General features: G+C 72.0%; 13 protein-coding genes. 8 read left to right on the forward strand and 5 right to left on the reverse strand.

What is annotated here, in order from left to right:
• Positions 1-9: 9 nt before the first annotated feature.
• The 4 genes from ACODT0_RS02975 to ACODT0_RS02990 form a co-directional block, all read right to left on the reverse strand.
• Positions 10-2,202 (reverse strand): TonB-dependent siderophore receptor, encoded by a 2,193-nt coding sequence (locus ACODT0_RS02975; protein ID WP_489040532.1) that lies wholly within the window; start codon positions 2,200-2,202, stop codon positions 10-12.
• Positions 2,203-2,302: 100 nt separating this feature from the next.
• On the reverse strand, positions 2,303-4,738 hold the full coding sequence (locus tag ACODT0_RS02980) for a TonB-dependent siderophore receptor (protein WP_489040533.1): 2,436 nt from the start codon (positions 4,736-4,738) through the stop codon (positions 2,303-2,305).
• Positions 4,739-4,829: 91 nt separating this feature from the next.
• Entirely contained in the window at positions 4,830-5,777 is a 948-nt protein-coding gene (locus tag ACODT0_RS02985) for a FecR family protein (RefSeq protein ID WP_489040534.1), read from the reverse strand.
• Complete coding sequence (locus tag ACODT0_RS02990; RefSeq protein WP_489040535.1) at positions 5,774-6,289, reverse strand: sigma-70 family RNA polymerase sigma factor; 516 nt, start codon at positions 6,287-6,289, stop codon at positions 5,774-5,776. Before ACODT0_RS02990 ends, ACODT0_RS02985 begins: the two co-directional genes overlap by 4 nt.
• A gap of 171 nt (positions 6,290-6,460) precedes the next feature.
• Here ACODT0_RS02990 and ACODT0_RS02995 point away from each other — a divergent pair, with 171 nt between their 5' ends.
• The 8 genes from ACODT0_RS02995 to ACODT0_RS03030 all read left to right on the forward strand — a co-directional run bounded on the left by ACODT0_RS02995 (position 6,461) and on the right by ACODT0_RS03030 (position 17,639).
• On the forward strand, positions 6,461-7,663 hold the full coding sequence (locus ACODT0_RS02995; protein ID WP_489040536.1) for an efflux RND transporter periplasmic adaptor subunit: 1,203 nt from the start codon (positions 6,461-6,463) through the stop codon (positions 7,661-7,663).
• The gene (locus tag ACODT0_RS03000) at positions 7,660-9,612 is read left to right on the forward strand and encodes a MacB family efflux pump subunit (RefSeq protein WP_489040537.1); all 1,953 of its coding nucleotides are present in this window, start codon (positions 7,660-7,662) and stop codon (positions 9,610-9,612) included. Before ACODT0_RS02995 ends, ACODT0_RS03000 begins: the two co-directional genes overlap by 4 nt.
• Positions 9,613-9,629: 17 nt before the next feature.
• Complete coding sequence (locus ACODT0_RS03005; protein ID WP_489040538.1) at positions 9,630-10,970, forward strand: efflux transporter outer membrane subunit; 1,341 nt, start codon at positions 9,630-9,632, stop codon at positions 10,968-10,970.
• A 33-nt stretch (positions 10,971-11,003) separates the two neighbouring features.
• On the forward strand, positions 11,004-11,891 hold the full coding sequence (locus ACODT0_RS03010) for a LysR family transcriptional regulator (protein WP_057594658.1): 888 nt from the start codon (positions 11,004-11,006) through the stop codon (positions 11,889-11,891).
• A 94-nt stretch (positions 11,892-11,985) separates the two neighbouring features.
• On the forward strand, positions 11,986-13,989 hold the full coding sequence (locus ACODT0_RS03015; protein WP_489040539.1) for an aconitase family protein: 2,004 nt from the start codon (positions 11,986-11,988) through the stop codon (positions 13,987-13,989).
• A 38-nt stretch (positions 13,990-14,027) separates the two neighbouring features.
• Entirely contained in the window at positions 14,028-15,011 is a 984-nt protein-coding gene (locus ACODT0_RS03020; RefSeq protein ID WP_413765487.1) for a Bug family tripartite tricarboxylate transporter substrate binding protein, read from the forward strand.
• A 3-nt stretch (positions 15,012-15,014) separates the two neighbouring features.
• On the forward strand, positions 15,015-15,500 hold the full coding sequence (gene rraA / locus ACODT0_RS03025) for a ribonuclease E activity regulator RraA (protein WP_489040540.1): 486 nt from the start codon (positions 15,015-15,017) through the stop codon (positions 15,498-15,500).
• Between the two features lie 180 nt (positions 15,501-15,680).
• Entirely contained in the window at positions 15,681-17,639 is a 1,959-nt protein-coding gene (locus ACODT0_RS03030) for a putative bifunctional diguanylate cyclase/phosphodiesterase (protein WP_489040541.1), read from the forward strand.
• Here ACODT0_RS03030 and ACODT0_RS03035 read toward each other — a convergent pair.
• Positions 17,617-18,579: a LysR substrate-binding domain-containing protein gene (locus tag ACODT0_RS03035; protein WP_489040542.1), complete on the reverse strand. Its 963-nt coding sequence runs from the start codon at positions 18,577-18,579 to the stop codon at positions 17,617-17,619. The genes ACODT0_RS03030 and ACODT0_RS03035 overlap by 23 nt on opposite strands.
• Positions 18,580-18,623: the final 44 nt, after the last annotated feature.

Below are 18,623 nucleotides of genomic sequence, written 5' to 3' on the forward strand. Positions count from 1 at the left end.
GCCGCTCCCTCAGAACTTCGCGCGCAGCGAGACGGTCACGTTGCGCGGCTCGCCCCAGTACACGCCGTCGTAGAAGCCGATGTTGCGGTAGTACTTCTTGTCGAAGAGGTTGTTGACGTTGAGCGCCACCGTGAGGTTGCGGTTGAGCTCGTACGAGGCCATCACGTTGAATAGCGTGTAGCCGGGCTGCCGCATCTCGGCCTTGGAGGTGGTGCCGGGCCGGTTGTACCAGGACAGGTTGGTGGTCGCGCTCTGCACGCTCACGCTGCCGCCGAGCGTCAGCCCCTGCAGCGCGCCGCCCAGGCGGTAGGCGGTCGACAGCCGCAGCAGGTGGCGCGGCGGGATCGGCACCGAGCAGCTGCACTCCGGCCGGTCCACGCTCATGTAGGTGTAGCCGGCCGTGAGGTTCCAGGCCGGCGTGAGCTGGCCCGAGACCTCGGCCTCGACGCCGCGCGCGATGGTGCCGGTGCCGTCGGTGACGTAGGCCGAGCTGCCGTCGGCCAGCGTGAAGCCCGCGGGCACCGAGGTGTCGAGCGTGGCGACGTTCTCCTTCTTGGTGCGGAAGATGGCGCCCGAGACGTTGAGCCGGCCCTCCATCAACTCGCCCTTGATGCCGGCCTCGATGTTGGTGCCGGTGGCCGGGTCGACGAAGTTGTTGTTCTTGTCCTTGTACGACTGCGGTGCGAACACGTCGGTGTAGCTCGCGTAGGCCGACCAGCGGTCGTCGATGTCGTAGACGATGCCCGCGTACGGCGTGACCTCGTTCTTGTGGCGCGAGATGCCGCTGAAGCCGTTGTAGACGCCGGCCGTGCTGTAGCTGTTCGTGCGCGTGGTGTAGTTGCTCACGCGCGCGCCGACGATCACCGTCAGCGGATCGGCCAGGCTGAAGCGGCCCGCGACGTAGCCGCCGCCCAGGCGCGTGTGGCCCAGCGTGTAGGCGCCGGTGCGCACCGCGACCGGCTGCGGCAGGTAGCCGTTCCAGGTGTAGTAGTTGGGCACGGTGGCCGAGTAGGGATAGGTCACGCGCGCGGCCGGCGTGTCGCTCTCGCGCCAGTCGCCGTTCCAGCCCGCGATCAGCTCGTGCTTGCGGCCCAGGAAGCTGACCGGGCCCGAGACGTAGAGGTCGAGGTTGTCGCGCGTCTCCTTGGCCCAGCCCACGCCCGACCACAAGGACAGGCCGCCGCCGGTGGCGGGATTCGGGTAGCCGCTGCCCGCGTAGACCACGCTGCGGTCGACCTCGCTCTCGGTGCGCGCCAGGCCCAGCTTGGCGCGCCAGCCGTTGTCGAAACGGTGCTCGAGCGAGGCGAAGGCGGTGCTCTGCTTCTTGTCCCAGCCGCTCCACGGCGTGGTGATGCTGAAGTTGCGCGGCAGGTTGGCCAGCGTGCCGTTCGAGTTCCAGTAGGGCGCCGCGCCCCAGGTCGCGCCACGCGGCTTGTTGTCCTGCAGGTCGAAGCCGGCCGTGAGCAGCGTCGAGGACGTGAGGTCGGCCTCGATCGAGACCATGCCGAGCTTCTTCTTCTCGCGGTAGTAGTCCATGAAGGACTTGCGGTCGGAGTCGGCGAACACGAAGCGGCCGCGCACGCTGCCGCTCGCATTGAGCGGGCCCGCGATGTCGACGTCGGCGCGGCGCAGGTCCCAGCGGCCCAGCGTGAGGCCGGCGCTGGCCTGGAACTCGCGCGTCGGGCGCTTGCGGATGAAGTTGATGGTGGCGGAAGGATCGCCGGTACCGCCCATCAGGCCGTTGGCGCCGCGCACGATCTCGATGCGGTCGTACAGCGCGGTGTCGGTCAGCGGGCTGTTGCTGCCGCGGGACATGCCGTCGATCTGGAAGTTGTCGATCGAGAAGCCGCGCGCATAGAAGCCGGTGCGCTCGCTGTCGAGTTCGTTGACCGTGATGCCGGTCGACTGCGCGAGTACGTCGGCCACGGTGCGCAGGCCCTGGTCGTCCATCTGCTGGCGCGTGACCACGCTGACCGACTGGGGCGTCTCGCGCGGGGTCATGTCGAGCCGGGTCGCGGTGCCGGCCGCGCGCGCGGTGTAGGAGCCGCTGCCCTCGGTGCGGTTGTCGCGGTCGGCGGTCACGGTGATGGCGCCGAGCGCGGCGGTTTCGGGCGTGGCCTGTTGCGCGGCGGCGGACAGGCTGCAGAGCAGGGCCGCGAGGGCCAGGGGCGAGGGATGGAAGCGGGGAGCGTGATGTGGCATGGGAATCCGGAAAGGGCGTCGCGCGACGCCGGTTGCCGTGGAAGGGAATGGCTGGCGCCGCCCGCCGGCGTCGGGGCCGGGGGCGATCTGGCTCGAAGGATCAGTAGGTGCCGCGCAGCGTGACGGTGAGGTTGCGCGGTGCGCCGTAGAAGCTGGTGGTGGTGCTCGTGTGGTAGCGCTTGTCGAACACGTTGTTGAGCGCCACCGCCAGGCTGAGCTGGCGCGAGAGCTGGTAGCGCGCCATCAGGTCGAGCGTGGCGTAGCTGCCCTGCGTGAAGGTGGCCGAGCCGCTCGGGCCCAGGTTCCGGCTGTAGCTCGCGCTCTGCCAGTTGAGGCCGCCGCCCACGGTGAGGCCGTTGCCGATGCCGGCGATGCGGTAGCTGGTGAACAGCTTGAGCAGGTTCTTCGGCACCTGCGTGTTCAGGCGCGCGCCGGCCGCGTCGCGCGACACGCTGTGCGAATAGCCGGCGCCGATCTGCCAGTCGGGCGCGAGTTCGCCCGCGGCCTCGAGCTCGTAGCCGCGCGTGGTCGTGGCCTGCGCCGCGCGGTAGGCGGCCGAGCCGTCGGGCGCGAACTGGTTGTCCAGCCGCACCGCGAGGTTGTCCTGCCGGACCTCGAACGCGGCCGCGCCGAGGTTCAGGCGCTCGTCGAGCAGCGCGCCCTTGATGCCGATCTCGTAGGCCTTGCCCACGAGCGGATCGAGGTAGTCGCCGTTCAGTGCCTTGTTGGTCTGCGGCTTGAAGATGTCGGTGTAGCTCGCATAGGCCGACCACTGCGGGTCGAAGTCCCATACCACGCCGGCATAGGGCGTGACCACGTCCTTCTCGCTGCGCTCGCCGAAGTTGGCGCTGCCCTGGAACGGCACGCGGCGCGTGCGCTCGGTCCAGCGGCTCACGCGCGTGCCGAGGATCACCGACAGCGTGTCGGTCGGGCGCAGTCGCGCGGTGGCATAGGCGCCGGTCTGGTTGGTCGCGGTCTGCGAGCTGCCGGTGCGCGGATTGAAGGGCTCCGCCGGCCAGTCGCCGTTCCAGAGGTAGAAGTTCGGGATCGAAGCGTCGTAGCCCGGGATGGTCCAGTTGTAGTAGGTGGGTGGGCTGTCCTTGGTGCGCGAGATGTTGTAGCCCACCACCAGCTCGTGCTTGCGCCCGAACAGCTCGAAGGGCCCGCTCGCGTAGAGGTCGGCCGCGTTCTGCAGCGGTTCCGAATTCCAGCGCGTGGCCCACAGGCCCAGGCCGGTGCCGCTCGCGCGATCGACGTAGCCGCGCAGCGCATAGCCGATCACGTCGTCGTAGCCGCGGCGCGACTGGTTGAAGCTCGCATGCAGGCCCCAGCCGTTGTCGAAGCGGTGGTCGAGTGCGGCGAAGAACTGGCGCTGGTCCTGGTACGAACGCGCCCAGCGCGCGGCGGCGCTGCGCGAGCGTGCGAAGTTGGCGAGCGAGCCATCGCTGAAGTACAGCGGCAGGCCGCTGCGCGCGGTGCCGTCGTTGTGGTGCTGCTGCAGTTCCACGCCGGCGGTCAGGCGCGTGGCCGGCGTGAGGTCGGCCTCGACGATGCCGTAGAGGAGCTTCTTGCGTTCCGAATAGCGGTCGATCCACGAGTCGCCGTCCTGCGCGGCGGCCACGATGCGCGCGCGCAGCGTGTTGGCCTCGTTGAGCGGGCCGCCGATGTCGACCTCGCCACGGAAGGTGTTCCACGAGCCGGCGCTCAGCGCGGCGCTGGCGCGGAAGTCCCGCGTCGGCCGCTTGCGCACCAGGTTGATGGTGGCCGCCGGCGTGCCCACGCCGTTGAGCAGGCCGGTCGCGCCGCGGATCACCTCGACCCGGTCGTAGAAGGCGAGGTCGCCGGTCTGCGTGAGCCAGCTACCGGTCTGCGGGATGCCGTCGACCTGGTAGTTCTCGACCACGAAGCCGCGCGCGTAGACGCTGTTGGCATCGGTGCCCGCGTTGCCGCTCTGGATGAAGCTCAGGCCCGGCGTCTGGCGCAGCACGTCGGCGACCTGCGTGATGCCCTGGTCCTGCATGCGCTCGCGCGTGATCACGGTGACCGACTGCGGCGTCTCGCGCAGCGTCATCGGCAGCCGCGTGGCGCTGGTGAGCGGCGCGTCGGTGGTGTAGGAGCCGCTGCCTTCGGTGATGGCGTCGCGCGAGGCGTTGACCTGGATCGCGCCCAGCGTTGCGCCCGCGGGTACGGCGGCCGCCGGCGGCGCGGGGGCCGGCACGGCGCTGCGCAGCGCATAGCTGCCGTTCGGGTCGCGCACGGCCTGCAGCCCGCTGCCCGCGAGCAGCCGCTGCAGCGCCTCGTGGGCCGTGTAGCGGCCCTGCAGCGCGGGCGCCTGCTTGCCGCGCACGGCCGCGGCGTCGACGCCGACGATCAGTCCCGTGCGCACCGCGAGGGCCGTGAGGGCGCCGCCCAGCGGCTGCGCGGGCTGCTGCCAGTCGATGGGCGCGTCGACGGCCTGGGCATGGATCGACGCCATGGCGGCGCAGAACAGGAACGCCACGGCGCTCAGCCGCGGCGCGTTCCAGCGGTGGTTCATGTCAACCTCTTGTCATTGGTGTGTGGCTCTTTCCACCTATGACAAGCGAGCGCCGGAATCGGGTAGGGGCGGCGCGTTTTTTTTCGATCCCTCACCGCGCGGGGCCGGCCGCGCTCACGCGCACCAGCCAGGGCGACACGCGCAGCACCCGCAGCGGCAGGCTGGCGCCGAGCAGTTCGAGCGCCGCATCGCTGCGCGCGGTCGGCAGCACGCCGGTGAAGCGCAGGTCCCGCAGGGCCGGGTCGTCGGCCAGCAGCAGGCCGGGGCGGTAGCGCGCGAGTTCGCGCAAGACGTCGGGCAGCGGCGCATCCTCGAACACCAGCCGGCCCTGCTGCCAGGCCAGCGTATTGGCCGTGGCCGCGGCGGGCGGGCGCGTGATGCCCTGGCCGTCGAAGCGCAGCTGCTCGCCGGCACCGAGCTCGACGGCCTCGCCGTCGGCGGCCCGCGGGCTGACACGCACGCGCGATTCGGTGACGGTGACCAGCGTGTCCTCGTCGTCGCGCCGCACGGCATAGCGCGTGCCCAAGGCGCGCACGCTGCCGTCGCGGTCGAGCACCTCGAACGGGGCGGCGGCCTTCGCGACCTCGACGTAGACCTCGCCGCGCAGCAGGCGCAGCTGGCGCACCTCGCCCGAGAGATCGATGTCGACGGCGCTGTCGCCGTTCATGACCAGCCGGCTGCCGTCGGCGAGCGTGAGCCGGCGCAGCTCGCCGATGCCCGTGCGCTGGTCGGCCGCCCATTCGTGCCAGGGCAGCGCCCAGGCGCCGAGCAGCAGCACCGGCACCAGCGCCAGCAGGCCGAGCGCGCGGCGTGCATGCGGCTTGCGCCGCCGCGTCGTCGGCACCGCGCCGGCGACCGGCGTCTGGGGCGTGACCGCGCCCCACAGGTCGCGCATCTCGGCGAGCAGGCGGGCGTGGCTGGGATGTTCGGCGCACCAGGCCTCGCAGGCGGCGCGCGTGGCGTCGTCGACCTCCTCGTCGGACAGCCGGACGACCCAGTCGGCGGCCTGCTCGCGGCTGTGCTGCTCCGCCGCGTTCATGCCGCGACGGCGGCGGCCATGCGGCTGTGGCAGTGCAGCAGCACCTTCGCGAGGTACTGCTTCACGCGGGTTTCCGACACGCCGAGCTGGGTGGCGATCTCGCGGTAGGGCTGGCCGTCGACGCGCGCCAGGATGAAGGCGGTGCGGCTCTTCTCGTCGAGCTCGTCGGCCAGCAACGCGAGCACCTGGCCCAGCAGCTCGCGGCGCGAGGCCGCATCCTCGGCGCTCGGCGCGAGATCGTCCTCGGCCAGCAGCGCCACGGTGCGCAGCACCTCGTTCTCGACCGTCATGCGCCGGAAGCGGTTGATCATCAGCCGGCTCGCGACCACCTGCAGGTAGGCGCGCGGCTGGCGCAGCACCGGCGCGGCCTGCTGTTCGAGGATGTTCACGAAGGTGTCATGGCTCAGGTCCGCGGCGGTGAAGCCGCAGCGCAGGCGGCCGAGCAGCCAGCCACGCAGCCAGCCATGGTGCGCTGCGTAGAGCTCGCGGATTTCAGGGTGAGAGGAAGACACGGCGCGCGATCCCGGACGGCTGCTGGTGTGATTGGATAGTGAGAACGATTCTCATTGTAGTGCGAACTTTTTGACGATCCACCTTCCGCCGGTGCTGGGGGACTACCCGTTTCCGCACTTCGCGCGTCATGCCGGTATGAGAGCAATTTCGCAACCGAGGCGCTGACCGCGATGGCGCATGAAGAAGACATCCCGAAGCCGCGCCGTCTGCGCTGGCTGCTGGCCGGCGCGGCCGTCGCGCTGCTGGCCGGCCTCGCGCTGACCTGGCAGGGCCGCGAGACCGGCGGCTACGAAACAGCCGTCATCGCGCGCGGCGACATCGAGGCCAGCGTGAGCGCGATCGGCACCCTGCAGCCGCGCAGCTACGTCGACGTGGGCGCGCAGGTGTCGGGGCAGATCCGGCGCCTGCACGTGCGGCCCGGCGACGACGTGAAGCAGGGCCAGCCGCTGGTGGAGATCGATCCCACCGTGCAGCAGGCGACGGTGGACGCCAACCGCGCCGAGCTGGCCGGGCTCGAGGCGCAGCTCGCCGAGCAGCAGGCGCTGCACCGCCAGGCGCTGCGCCAGCATGCGCGCCAGCAGCAGATGGCGCGCGCCAGCGCGACGCGCGAGGAGGACGTGGAGGCGGCCGAGACCGCGCTGGCCACCGCCGCGGCGCGCATCGCGCGCCTGAAGGCGCAGATCGAGCAGGCGCGCTCCACGCTCAAGGGCAACCAGGCCCAGCTCGGCTACACCCGCATCGACGCGCCGATGACCGGCACCATGGTGTCGGTGGAGGCGCGCGTGGGCCAGACCCTCAACGCCACCTACCAGACGCCCAACGTGCTGCGCGTGGCCGACCTGTCGGCCATGACGGTGTGGACCGAGGTCTCCGAAGCCGACGTGCGCCGCGTGAAGACCGGCATGCCGGTGCACTTCACCACGCTGGGCGGGCAGGGCGGCGCCGAGGGCCGCCGCCGCTGGAGCGGCAGCGTGCGCCAGGTGCTGCCCGCGCCGCCGGTGCCCGAGGGCAAGAGCGCCGGCACCGCGCTCGCGCCGTCGACCAGCAAGGTGATCCTCTACACCGTGCTGTTCGACGTCGACAACGCCGACGGCGAACTGATGCCGCAGATGACGGCGCAGGTCACTTTCGTCACGGCCGCGGCCAGGAACGTGCTGACCGCGCCGCTGCCGGCGCTGCGCCCGGTGGCCGGCAAGCCCGGCCGCTACACCGCGCGCGTGCTCGCGGCCGACGGCCGGCCGCAGGAGCGTCAGGTGCGCATCGGCGTGCGCGACCGCCTGCGCGCCGAGGTGCTCGAGGGCCTGGCCGAGGGCGACCGGCTGATCACCGCCGATCCGGTGCCCGCCTCGGGCCCGCGGCGCTTCCAGCTGTGAGCGAGGCGCCGCCCCTGATCGAGCTGCGCGGCCTGCGCAAGCGCTACGGCGGCCGCGGCGGCGCGCCCGCGGTGGAGGTGCTGCGCGGCGTGTCGCTGCGCATCGACGCCGGCGAGTTCGTCGCCATCGTCGGCGCCTCGGGCTCGGGCAAGTCGACGCTGATGCACCTGCTTGGCTGCCTCGACCGCCCGAGCGGCGGCAGCTATCGCTTCGCCGGGCGCGACGTCACGCATTTCGATGCCGACGCGCTGGCCTGGCTGCGGCGCGAGGCCTTCGGCTTCGTGTTCCAGAGCTACCACCTGATCGGCACCGAGTCGGCGCGCGAGAACGTTGAGGTGCCGGCCCTCTATGCCGGCATGCCCGAGGCCGAGCGCCGCGTGCGCGCCGCTGCGCTGCTGGCGCGCCTGGGCCTCGAGGAGCGGCTGGCGCACCGGCCGCACGAACTCTCGGGCGGCCAGCAGCAGCGCGTGTCGATCGCGCGCGCGCTCATGAACGGCGGGCGCATCATCCTGGCCGACGAGCCCACCGGCGCCCTCGATTCGCGCAGCGGCGCCGAGGTGATGGCGCTGCTCGACGAACTCGCGCGCGCCGGCCACACCGTGATCGTCATCACGCACGACCACAAGGTGGCGGCCGCCGCGCGGCGCACGATCGAGATCAGGGACGGCCTGATCGTCGACGACTCCGGCCCGGCCGCGCCGCCCTCCGGCACGGCGGTGCTGCCCGAATTGCGGCCGCAGGCCAGGGGCGCGCGCGCGCCGTTCGTGGCCGAGCTGCGCGATGCCTGCCGCGCCGCCTGGCGCGTGATGTGGATCCATCGCTTCCGCACCAGCCTCACGCTGCTGGGCATCGTGATCGGCGTGGCCTCGGTGATCGTGATGCTCGCGGTCGGGCTCGGGGCGCGCCAGCAGGTGGTGGCGCAGGCCAGTGCCTTCGGCGCCAATCTGCTCTACATGAGCTCGGTGGGGGCCAGCTCGCGCATCCCGGGGCGCAGCGTCACGCTGGCCGACCTGGCGGCGGTGGCCGAGCTGCCGCAGATCGAGGTGGTGCTGCCCAACGTCACCGGCAACAAGGTGGTGCGCTTCGGCGAGAAGGACCTGCAGACCTATGTGCGCGGCACCGGCGCCGCCATGCCCGCGGTGCAGACCTGGCCGGTGTGCAGCGGCGGCTTCTTCACCGCCGAGGACGAGGACACCATGGCCGCCGTCGCGGTGCTGGGCCGCAAGCTCGCGCGCGACCTGATGCCCGAGATCGACGATCCCGTGGGACAGCACATCCTGATCGAGAACATGCCGTTCCAGGTCATCGGCGTGATGGCCGAGAAGGGCGCGCTGGCCGGCGACCATAGCTACGACGACCTGCTGCTGATGCCGTTCTCCACCGCCAGCGTGAAGGTGTTCGGCCAGCGCGAGCCCACCTACACGGCGATGACGGTGCGCGAGGGCGCCGGCGTCGAGGCGGCCGAGCGCGCGGTCGACGAGGTCATGTTCGAGCGCCACGGCATCCGCGACTACCGCATCGGCAACGCGGCCGCCGCGATCGCCGCCAAGGCCCGCACCGAGGACACGATGACCCTGCTGCTGGGCCTGATCGCCGCGGTGTCGCTATTGGTCGGCGGCATCGGCGTGATGAACGTGATGCTGATGACCGTGCGCGAGCGTACCCGCGAGATCGGCATCCGCATGGCGACGGGAGCGCGGCAGCGCGACATCCTGCGCCAGTTCCTGACCGAGGCCGTGCTGGTGTCGGTGGTGGGCGGCTGCGCCGGCGTCGCGATCGGCCTGGCCGTGGGCGGCGCGCTGATCTGGTGGAACGTGCCCGTGATCTTCTCGCTGCGCGCGATCGTCGGTGCCTTCGCCTGCGCCACCGCCACCGGCCTGGTGTTCGGCTTCATGCCGGCGCGCCAGGCCGCGCGGCTCGATCCCGTCGCGGCCCTTTCGAGCGAATGAACAGGCACACGATGACGATGAGATTTCTGTTTCGGCTGGCGTTCGCGGCGCTGGCCGCGGGCTGTGCCCAGACCCCGCCGCCCGCCGTGCCCCAGGCCGTGCCGCCGTCCGCCGACGCGGCTCAGGCCGACTGGTGGGCCGGCTTCGGCGATGCCGGTCTGCAGGCCGCGGTCGATGCCGTGCAGGCGCGCAACCTCGACCTGGCCGCCGCCTCGGCGCGCGCGCGCCAGGCCGAGGCCCAGGCCCGCATCGATGGCGCGCTGCTGTGGCCCGCGGTCACGGCCTCGCTGGGCGCGCGCCGCGACGACCGGCTCGGCGGCAACGCCACGGTGGCGGGCGCCAGTCACGCGATCGGCCTCGCGGCCAGCTACGAGGTCGACCTCTGGGGCCGCCAGCGCGCGGCGCAGCGCGGCGCGCTCGAGGACCTGCGCGCCAGCCGCTTCGACCTCGCCGCGCTGCGCATCGGTGCCAGCGCCGGCGTCGCCTCGGCCTGGCTGCGCGCCGCGGGGCTGCAGGAGCGCGTGGCGATCGCAGAGCTCAACCAGCGCGATGCCGAACGGCTGCTCGCGCTGATCGAGGCTCGCCACCTCGCCGGCGCGGCCACGCCGCTCGAGCTCGAGCAGCAGCGCGGCATCGTCGCCGCGCAGCGGCGCACCGCCGATGCACTGCGCCAGGCCGAGGCCGACAGCCGGGTCGAGCTCGCGGCCTGGCTCGGCGAGCGCGAACCGGCCGCACCGCTCGCGGCCGGCAGCCTCGAGCGCCTGCGGCCGCCGCGCGTCGATGCCGGCCTGCGCAGCGAGCTGCTGCTGCGTCGTCCCGACATCGCGCGCGCCGAAGCCCGGCTGGCCGCGGCCGATGCGCGCGTGGATGCGGCGCGCGCGGCGATGTTCCCGAGCCTCACGTTGACGGCCGCGCTTGGCAGCGCCGACGGCCGCCTGCGCGGCCTCTTCGACAACCCGGTCTACGGCATCGGCGCCGCGCTGGCCGCGCCGATCTTCGACGCGGGCCGGCTCGCGGCCGGGCGCGATCTCGCCCAGGCGCGGCGCGAGGAGCTGCTGGCGGACTACCGCGCCGCCATCGTGAACGCCTTCGCCGACACGCAGACCGCGCTGCACGCGGTCGAGGGCCTCGAGGCGCAGATCGCCTCGCAGGCCGGCGAACTCGCCGCGGCCTCGCGCTCGCGCGTGCTCGCCGAGACGCGCTACCGCGCCGGGGCCGAGAGCCTGATCACCCTGCTCGATGCGCAGCGCACGCTCCATGCGGCGAAGGACGACGCGGCGCAGCTGCGCATGGCGCGGCTGCAGGCGAGCGTGGGGCTGTACCGGGCCCTGGGCGGCGGCTGGCGCGCGGGGGACTGAGAGAATGCGGCGAAGCCTCCATCCACCCGCTCCATGGCACGCCGCATCGATCCCTACAGCATCCGCCTCTTCGTCGCGGCCGCCCAGGCGGGCTCGATCGCGCGCGCGGCCGAGCGCGAGCACATCGCGGCCTCCGCGCTGGGCCGGCGCATCACCGACCTCGAGCACGCCTTCGGCACCGCGCTGCTGGTGCGCTCGCCGCGCGGCATCGCGCTGACCGACGCCGGCCGGCTGGTGCTCACGCGCGGCATCAAGATCGACGAGGACCTCGAGGCGCTGGCGCGCGAGGTCCAGAGCGAGGGCGGCGAGCTGCGCGGCACGGTGCGGCTGTACGCCAACATGTCGGCCGTGGTCGGCTTCCTGCCCGAGCGGCTGCGGCGCTTCATGCAGGCGCATCCGCAGGCGCGCGTGGCGCTGCACGAGCAGGACACGCGCGACGTGCTGCGCGCCTGCCTCGACGATCTCGCCGACGTCGGCGTCGGCGTGGAGCAGGCGGTGCCGGCCGGGCTCGAGGCCTGGCATTTCGCGCACGATCCGCTGCAGGTGGTGGTGCCCGCGGGGCATGCCTTCGCCGCGCTCGACAGCGTCTCCTTCGCCGCCGTGCTGCGCGAGCCGCTGATCGGCGTGCACCAGGGAGGCGCGCTCGACCGCTCGCTGCACGAGCGCGCCGAGGCCGGCGGCGGCCGCTTCTCGCCCACGGTGTCGGTCAGCAGCTTCGACGCCGTGTGCCGCATGGTCGAGGCCGGGCTCGGCATCGCAATCATCCCGCGCAGCGCGGCCTCGGCCTTCGCGGGCACCGCGCGCTTCGAGCGCCGCCCGCTCGACGAGCGCTGGGCCGACCGCAACCTGCAGCTCTACAGCCTGCGCCGCTCGCCGCAGCCGCGCCTGGTGCTCGCGCTGATCGACAGCCTGCGCGGCTGAGCCGGCTGCGGGTTTCACCCGATCACGCGTTTCGCGTGACCCCCTCTGCCGCCTTGGCGCTTCCCGCGCGCCGGCGGCAGCCGCAGCATGCGGCATGCTCCACGACAGACAAGAAGAACCGCCCGGCGACGCGGCGCTTCGCTTCGATCCCCGCATCCTGTTTCTCGGCACCGCGCCCGGTGCCATCGAGGCCGTGCTGCGCGGCGAACGCGGCAGCCTGGCCGCGGCCGGCGCGCTGCGCGACGACGTCTCGACCGACGAGATCACGCCGATCGCGATCCTCACGCACTACGACGAGCAGCTCGGCCGCTTTCCCTACACCGGCCTCGAGGTCGACGGCAGGAAGCCGATCGCGCCCGGCGCCATCGCCGCCTCGGGCATCGAGGTCGTGGTGGCGGGCGGGCGCTACGGCAAGGGCTCGTCGCGCGAGCACAGCCCCGCGGCCGAGAAGCTGGCCGGCGTGCGGCTGGTGATCGCGCGCAGCTTCGAACGCATCTATCGCCAGAACGCCGACAACATCGGCCTGTTCACCTCCACCGATTTCGGCCTGGTCGAGCGCATCGAGGCCGGCGAGGCCATCGCCCTCGACGAGCTGCTCGCGGGCCGCGACGCGCTGGCCTGCGCCATCCTGCGCAGCGGCGGGCTGCTGCGCTTCGGCGCCTCGCACCTGCGGCAGCCCGAGGCCGAGCCGGCATCGGACACGGAACGTCCGCGCACGCTGTTCGAGAAGATCGTCGAGCGGCATGCACTCTCGACGCCCGTCACCGGCGGTCGGCCCGCGCCGGGCGACGGCGCCTTCGTGCGCGCCGACCTGCGCTTCATCCACGAGTACTACACCGGCATGGCCGCGCACATGCTGCATGCCGCCTTCGGTCCGCGCCTGGAACTGCACCGGCCCGACAGCATCGTCGTGTTCGAGGATCACACCTCCTACGTGGAAGAAAGCCCGACCCATGTGCGTGGCGGCCTGGTGCCCAACGTGCATCGCATGGTGGAGGCGCAGCGCCGCTTCGCCGCGCAGTACGCGCTGCGCAGCCATCGCACGCCGACCGAGGACGAGGCCGCGCGCGACGACGGCTCGAACGTGGCCGGCATCTCGCATGCGATGGTGGCCGAGCGCCATGCGCTGCCGGGCCAGCTGATCGTCGGCACCGATTCGCACACGCCGCACAGCGGCGCGCTCGGCTGCGTGGCCTTCGGCATCGGCACCACCGACATGGCCAATGCCTTCGTCACCGGCGCCGTGCGGCTCACCATGCCGCGCTCGCTGCGCGTGGAACTCGCCGGCCAGCTCGCCGAGGGCGTGACGGCCAAGGACCTGGTGCTGCACCTGCTGGCGCTGCCCTTCATCCGCGCGGGCGGCGGGGTGGGCATGGTGTTCGAGTTCACGGGCGCCGCGGTGCGGGCTCTGTCCATCGACGAACGCGCGACGCTCACCAACATGACGGCCGAGCTCGGCGGCTTCACCGGCATCGTCGCGCCCGACGAGGAGACGCTGCGCTTCCTGCGCGAGCGGCGCGGCATCGAATTCGAACTCGAGCCGTGGATGCGCAGCGACGAGGGCGCGGTGTACGACCGGACCCTGCATGTCGACTGCGCGGCGGTCGGCGCCATGCTCGCCGCGCCTGGCGACCCCGGCAACGGCTTGCCGCTCGCGGCGCTCGCGGCGCCGGTGCGCGTGGACATCGCCTATGGCGGCTCGTGCACCGCCGGCAAGCGCGAGGACTTCGCGCACTACCACGAGGTGCTGCACTGGGCCGCGTCGCGCGGGCTGCGCGTGGCGCCCGGCGTCGAACTGTTCCTGCAGTTCGGCACCACCGCCGTGCGCGACCACTGCATCGCCGCCGGCTATCTCGAGGCCTTCGAGCGCGTCGGCGCGCGCATCCTGCAGCCCTCGTGCGGCGCCTGCGGCAATTGCGGCCCTGGCGGATCCACGCATGCCGCGCAGGTCACCGTCAGCGCCATCAACCGCAACTTTCCGGGCCGCGGCGGTCCCGGCAGCGTCTGGCTCGCGAGCCCGCCCACGGTGGCCGCGAGCGCGATCGCGGGCGAGCTGTTGTCCTTCGCGCAGCTGCGCGCAAGGCACGGCGAGGCCTGAGCGCCAACGACAAGATTCAAACCAACGGAGACGACCCCATGACGAGCATCTCGATGAAACGCCGCGCGCTGGCCGCGATGGCGACCGCGTTCACCCTCGCGCCGATCGGCGCCTGGGCCCAGGCCCTGGGCGGCGACAAGCCGCTGCGCATGATCGTGCCGCTCGCCGCGGGCTCCACGGTCGACGCGGTCGCGCGCGCCGTCGCACCCGCGCTGGGCCGCGGCACCGGCCACCCGGTGGTGGTCGAGAACGTCGCCGGCGCGGGCGGCATCCCGGGCACGCAGCAGATCGTGCGCGCGCCCAAGGACGGGCTGACGCTCGGCATGATCTCGTCCAACCACGTCATCAATCCCGGCATCTACAAGTCCATTCCCTTCGACAGCCTCAAGGACATCACGCCGATCGCCGTGCTCGCCACCGTGCCGCTGGTGCTCGTGGTCAACCCGGCCCTGCCCGTGAAGTCGGTCAAGGAACTCCTGGCCCACGCCAAGGCTAAGCCCGGCACCCTGAACTACGGCTCGGCCGGCAACGGCAGCACGCTGCACCTCGCGGCCGAACTGCTCGTGAGCGAGACCGGCATCGACATGAAGCACGTGCCCTACCGCGGCACGGGCCCGTTGATCACCGACCTGATCGGCGGCCAGGTGAACCTGGCCTTCGTGTCCGTCTCGCAGGTCGCGCCGCAGGTCAAGGCCGGCACGCTGCGCGCGCTCGCGGTCAGTACCCGCCAGCGTTCGGCCGCGCTGCCCGAGGTTCCCACGCTCGCCGAGGCCGGCGTGTCCGGCTACGAATTCGATGCCTGGATCGCACTGGTCGGTCCCGCGGGCCTGCCCAGGCCGGCGGTGGACGCGGCAGCCACGGCGATCCGCGCGGCCATGAAGTCGCCCGAGGCGCAGGCCGCCATCACGGGGCAGGGGCTCGCGGTGCTCGACATCGGGCCCGATGCGGCGCCGGCCTTCTTCCAGTCGGAACTGGCGAAGCACCAGAAGCTGGTCAGGCAGTCGGGCGCGACGCTGGATTGAGGCATGCACGGCAACGACACACACGAGGCCACCGCCGATGTCGCCGACCGGCTCGGTTCCGATGCCAGGGTCTGTGAAGTCGGCTTGCGCTCCTTCGGATCGACACGCCGCGCCTCGGGCCTCATCGCTTGCCTGCGTGTCCACGAGGATGCCGGCCTGGTCAGGGACCTGCTCGCGACCGCTGGCGAGGGGCGCATCCTGGTCGTCGATGGCGGCGGCACCTGCCGCATGGCGCTGCTCGGCGACCGGCTCGCGCGCATCGGCCTCGTCAACGGCTGGGCCGGTGTCGTGATCCATGGCGCCGTGCGCGATGCCGAACTGCTGGCCGCGCTGCCGCTGGCCGTGCTCGCGATCGGGACCACGCCCCGGCGCGCGAGCCTGGCCGGGAAGGGCGAGCGCGACGTGGTGCTGGCCTTCGGCGGCATCGAGCTCCGGCCCGGCGATCGGCTGTGGCTCGATGGGGACGGCGTGGTCGTGTCCGCGGCCTGATGCCTTCTGTCGGCGCAGGCCGACGCCCCGAAGGGCAGATGGACGAATCGCGCCGAGGTGCATTGGGTGCGCAATGGCTTGAGGGGGTGAGAGCTCCCGCTACCCGTTGCCACCATGGTCGATCTTCCATCAGGTCAAGACCACTCGAGCGGCCCGTCGCCCGACGAACTCTCGAGACGGGTGAGGGGCGACCAGCTCCTGTCGGTGCAGCGCAGCGTGCGCGCCGTGGTGCCCTCGGGCATGGCCGTGGGCTGCGTGACCGCCGGGGTCGCGCTCTATGCCTCGGCCCACTGGGCCGGGCCGGCTGCATGGCTGATGCTGGTCGTGCTGTCGAATGCCTACCGCGCCTACGTATGCCGCTCGCTGCGCGCGGTCGAACGGGCCGTGGCCCGCATGGACGAGCGCGAACTCGCTCTGCGCTTCCGCCGGATCACCTTGTCGTCCCTGCTGTCGGGCTGCGTGTGGGCACTGCTGCCGCTGTTCTGCGACAGCGGGAACCCCTCGGAGACGCTGTTCTTCCTGACCATCGTCTGCGGCGTCTGCGCCGGCTCCGTGATCTTCAGCGCGGCCTATGCCCCGGTGCCGATCGTCTTCGTGACACCCGCGCTGGCCGCGGTCACCGCGTGGCTGCTCCATGCCGGCGGCTTTCATCACGATGCGCTGGCGGCGATGGTCTTCGTCTACCTGTGCACGCTGGTCTACGCCTCGCGGCGCGGCGAGCGCGCGTTCCGCGCCAGCAGCCGGCTGAAGAACGAGGCGCTGTTCATGGCGGCCGAGCTGCAGCGCACCCATGCCGAGTCCACGCGCGCGACGCGCGAGCTGGACTTCCGCGCCAATCACGATTCGCTGACCGGCCTGCTCAACCGCGAGGGCTTCGCGAAGGCGGCCGCGCGCTTCGAGGCCGCGCAGGCGGACATGGTGCCGCATGCCGCGCTGATGCTGGACCTCGACGGCTTCAAGGCCATCAACGATGCCTTCGGCCACAAGACCGGCGACCGCGTGCTGCAGGACGTCGGCCAATGGCTGCAGCAGCGGCTCTCGCAGCATGACGCCGTGGTCGGCCGCTGGGGCGGCGACGAGTTCGCGGTCTTCTATCGCCCGCGTGGCGCGGCCGATGCGCCCGAGCACGTGGCGCAGGGGCTCATCGATTCGATCGGCCATGCCACCTCGCACTACGGCGGCCAGCTCGGCGTGAGCGTGGGCATCTGCACCAGCCTCGACCGCTCGGCCGAGGAGATGCTGAGCTTCTCCGACGAAGCGCTCTACGAGGCCAAGCGGCGCGGGCGCAACCGCTGCCACCGCTTCGACGAGGTGCTGCACGGCCGCCTGCTGCGCCGGCGCGACATCGAGCGCGACATGGTCGAGGCCATGGCGACGCGCGCCATCTGCGCCTGGTACCAGCCGATCCTCGCCGACCGCGGGCGGCGCCTGCACAGCCTCGAGGCCGTGCTGCGCTGGCGGCATCCGAAGCACGGCTGGGTCGCGCCGGGCGAAGTGATCTTCGCGGCCGCGAGCACCGGGTTGGCCGAGCGCCTGCTGCGCCACATCCTCGAGGAGGTCTGCCACGGCCTGGTGCAACTCGGTGGCATCGGCGGCGCCTTCGCCGAACTGCCGGTGGCCATGAACGTGTCGCCGCGCGAGATGTCGCAGTTGCCGGTCGATGTCATTACCGCGCAGGTGCTCGCGGCCCACGGCCTGCCGCCGCAACGCCTGCAGATCGAGATCACCGAGGAGGTCGCGCTCGACACCTCGACCGCGCGCGCCCGGCTGCGCGCGCTGGCCGAGTCCGGCGTCGCGGTCGCGATCGACGATTTCGGCGTCGGCTACTCCTCGCTGGCCTCGCTGCGCGGCGAGCACGTGCACCAGGTGAAGATCGACCGCAGCTTCGTGTTCGGCCTCGATTCCTCGCCGGCCAGTTGCCTGATGGTGGAGGCGGTGGTGCGGCTCGGACGCTCGATGGACATCGAGGTGGTGGCCGAGGGCGTGGAGAGCCAGGAGGAGTTCGAGACGCTCGTGCGGCTGGGCTGTCCGCTGCTGCAGGGCTTCTATTTCATGCGGCCGGCGCCGTTGGGGCAGGTGGTGGCGTGGGCGCAGCGGCGCCAGGACTCCCTTCCCGTCACGATGGCATCGAGGTCCTGAACGATGGATGCGGGCAGCTTGCACGGAAGCTGTCGATCGACCCCTGCGTCGCCACCAACTCCTGCGCCAGCCAGCCCCTGAACGCGCGCAGCGGCGGATAGTCCTTCTTCTCGCCGGGATAGACCAGGTAGTAGGCCAGGTCCTCGCTGGCCATATGGCGATAGGGCACGGCCAGCCGGCCTTGCTCGATGTCGTCGGCCACGAGGAAATAGGGCGCGAGCCCGATGCCCAGGCTGGCGGTGACCACCTGCACGATCATCAGGTAGTGCTCGAACACCGGGCCCGGCGGCGTGTGCCCCATCTCCACGCCCAGGCTGCCGAGCCAGAAATTCCACGAGTCCATGCGCGAGGCCAGGTGCACGAGCGTGTAGTCCAGCAGCCGGCGCGGCTCGTCGAACGGGCCGTAGCGGCGCAGGAAATCCGGGCTGCAGATCGGCACCACCGCGTCCTGCAGCAGGAACTCCATCTCGGCGCCGCTCCATGAGGCCTTGGCGCCGAAATGAATGGCCGCATCGATGTCCTCGATGTGGAAGTTGAACGGCGACAGGTGGGTGGTGAGGTTCAGGATGACGTCGGGATGGCGCGCCGAGAAATCGGAATAGCGCGGCATCAGCCACCGAGCCGCGATGCTGGGCAGCACCGCGAGGTTGAAACGGCCGCTGCTGCGGCCCCCGGCCTTGAGCTCGACCGACGCGGCCTCGAGCTTGTGCAGCAGCGGCTGGATGCGCCGCAGGTACGCATCGGCCGCCGGCGTGAGCGTCAATCGCTTGCCTTCACGCACGAACAGCAGCGTGCCGAGTTCGTCCTCCAAGGCCTTGATGAGCTTGCTGATCGCGCCCTGCGTCACGCACAACTCGTCGGCCGCGCGGGTGAAGCTGTGGTGCCGGGCACTGGCCTCGAACGCGAGCAGGCACGAAAGGGAGGGCGTGTGGGTTCGCATTCAATGCATGAGCGTTGGTCATCAACCAAGGAGGAAAAATCGCT

This window comes from Variovorax sp. FG153 (assembly GCF_057809595.1).

Coding starts and splice junctions, on each gene's coding strand:
- ACODT0_RS02975 (WP_489040532.1), bottom strand. CDS start 2,202: ATGCCACATCACGCTCCCCGCTTCCATCCCTCGCCCCTGGCCCTCGCG.
- ACODT0_RS02980 (WP_489040533.1), bottom strand. CDS start 4,738: ATGAACCACCGCTGGAACGCGCCGCGGCTGAGCGCCGTGGCGTTCCTG.
- ACODT0_RS02985 (WP_489040534.1), bottom strand. CDS start 5,777: ATGAACGCGGCGGAGCAGCACAGCCGCGAGCAGGCCGCCGACTGGGTC.
- ACODT0_RS02995 (WP_489040536.1), top strand. CDS start 6,461: ATGGCGCATGAAGAAGACATCCCGAAGCCGCGCCGTCTGCGCTGGCTG.
- ACODT0_RS03005 (WP_489040538.1), top strand. CDS start 9,630: ATGAGATTTCTGTTTCGGCTGGCGTTCGCGGCGCTGGCCGCGGGCTGT.
- ACODT0_RS03010 (WP_057594658.1), top strand. CDS start 11,004: ATGGCACGCCGCATCGATCCCTACAGCATCCGCCTCTTCGTCGCGGCC.
- ACODT0_RS03015 (WP_489040539.1), top strand. CDS start 11,986: ATGCTCCACGACAGACAAGAAGAACCGCCCGGCGACGCGGCGCTTCGC.
- ACODT0_RS03020 (WP_413765487.1), top strand. CDS start 14,028: ATGACGAGCATCTCGATGAAACGCCGCGCGCTGGCCGCGATGGCGACC.
- rraA (WP_489040540.1), top strand. CDS start 15,015: ATGCACGGCAACGACACACACGAGGCCACCGCCGATGTCGCCGACCGG.
- ACODT0_RS03035 (WP_489040542.1), bottom strand. CDS start 18,579: ATGCGAACCCACACGCCCTCCCTTTCGTGCCTGCTCGCGTTCGAGGCC.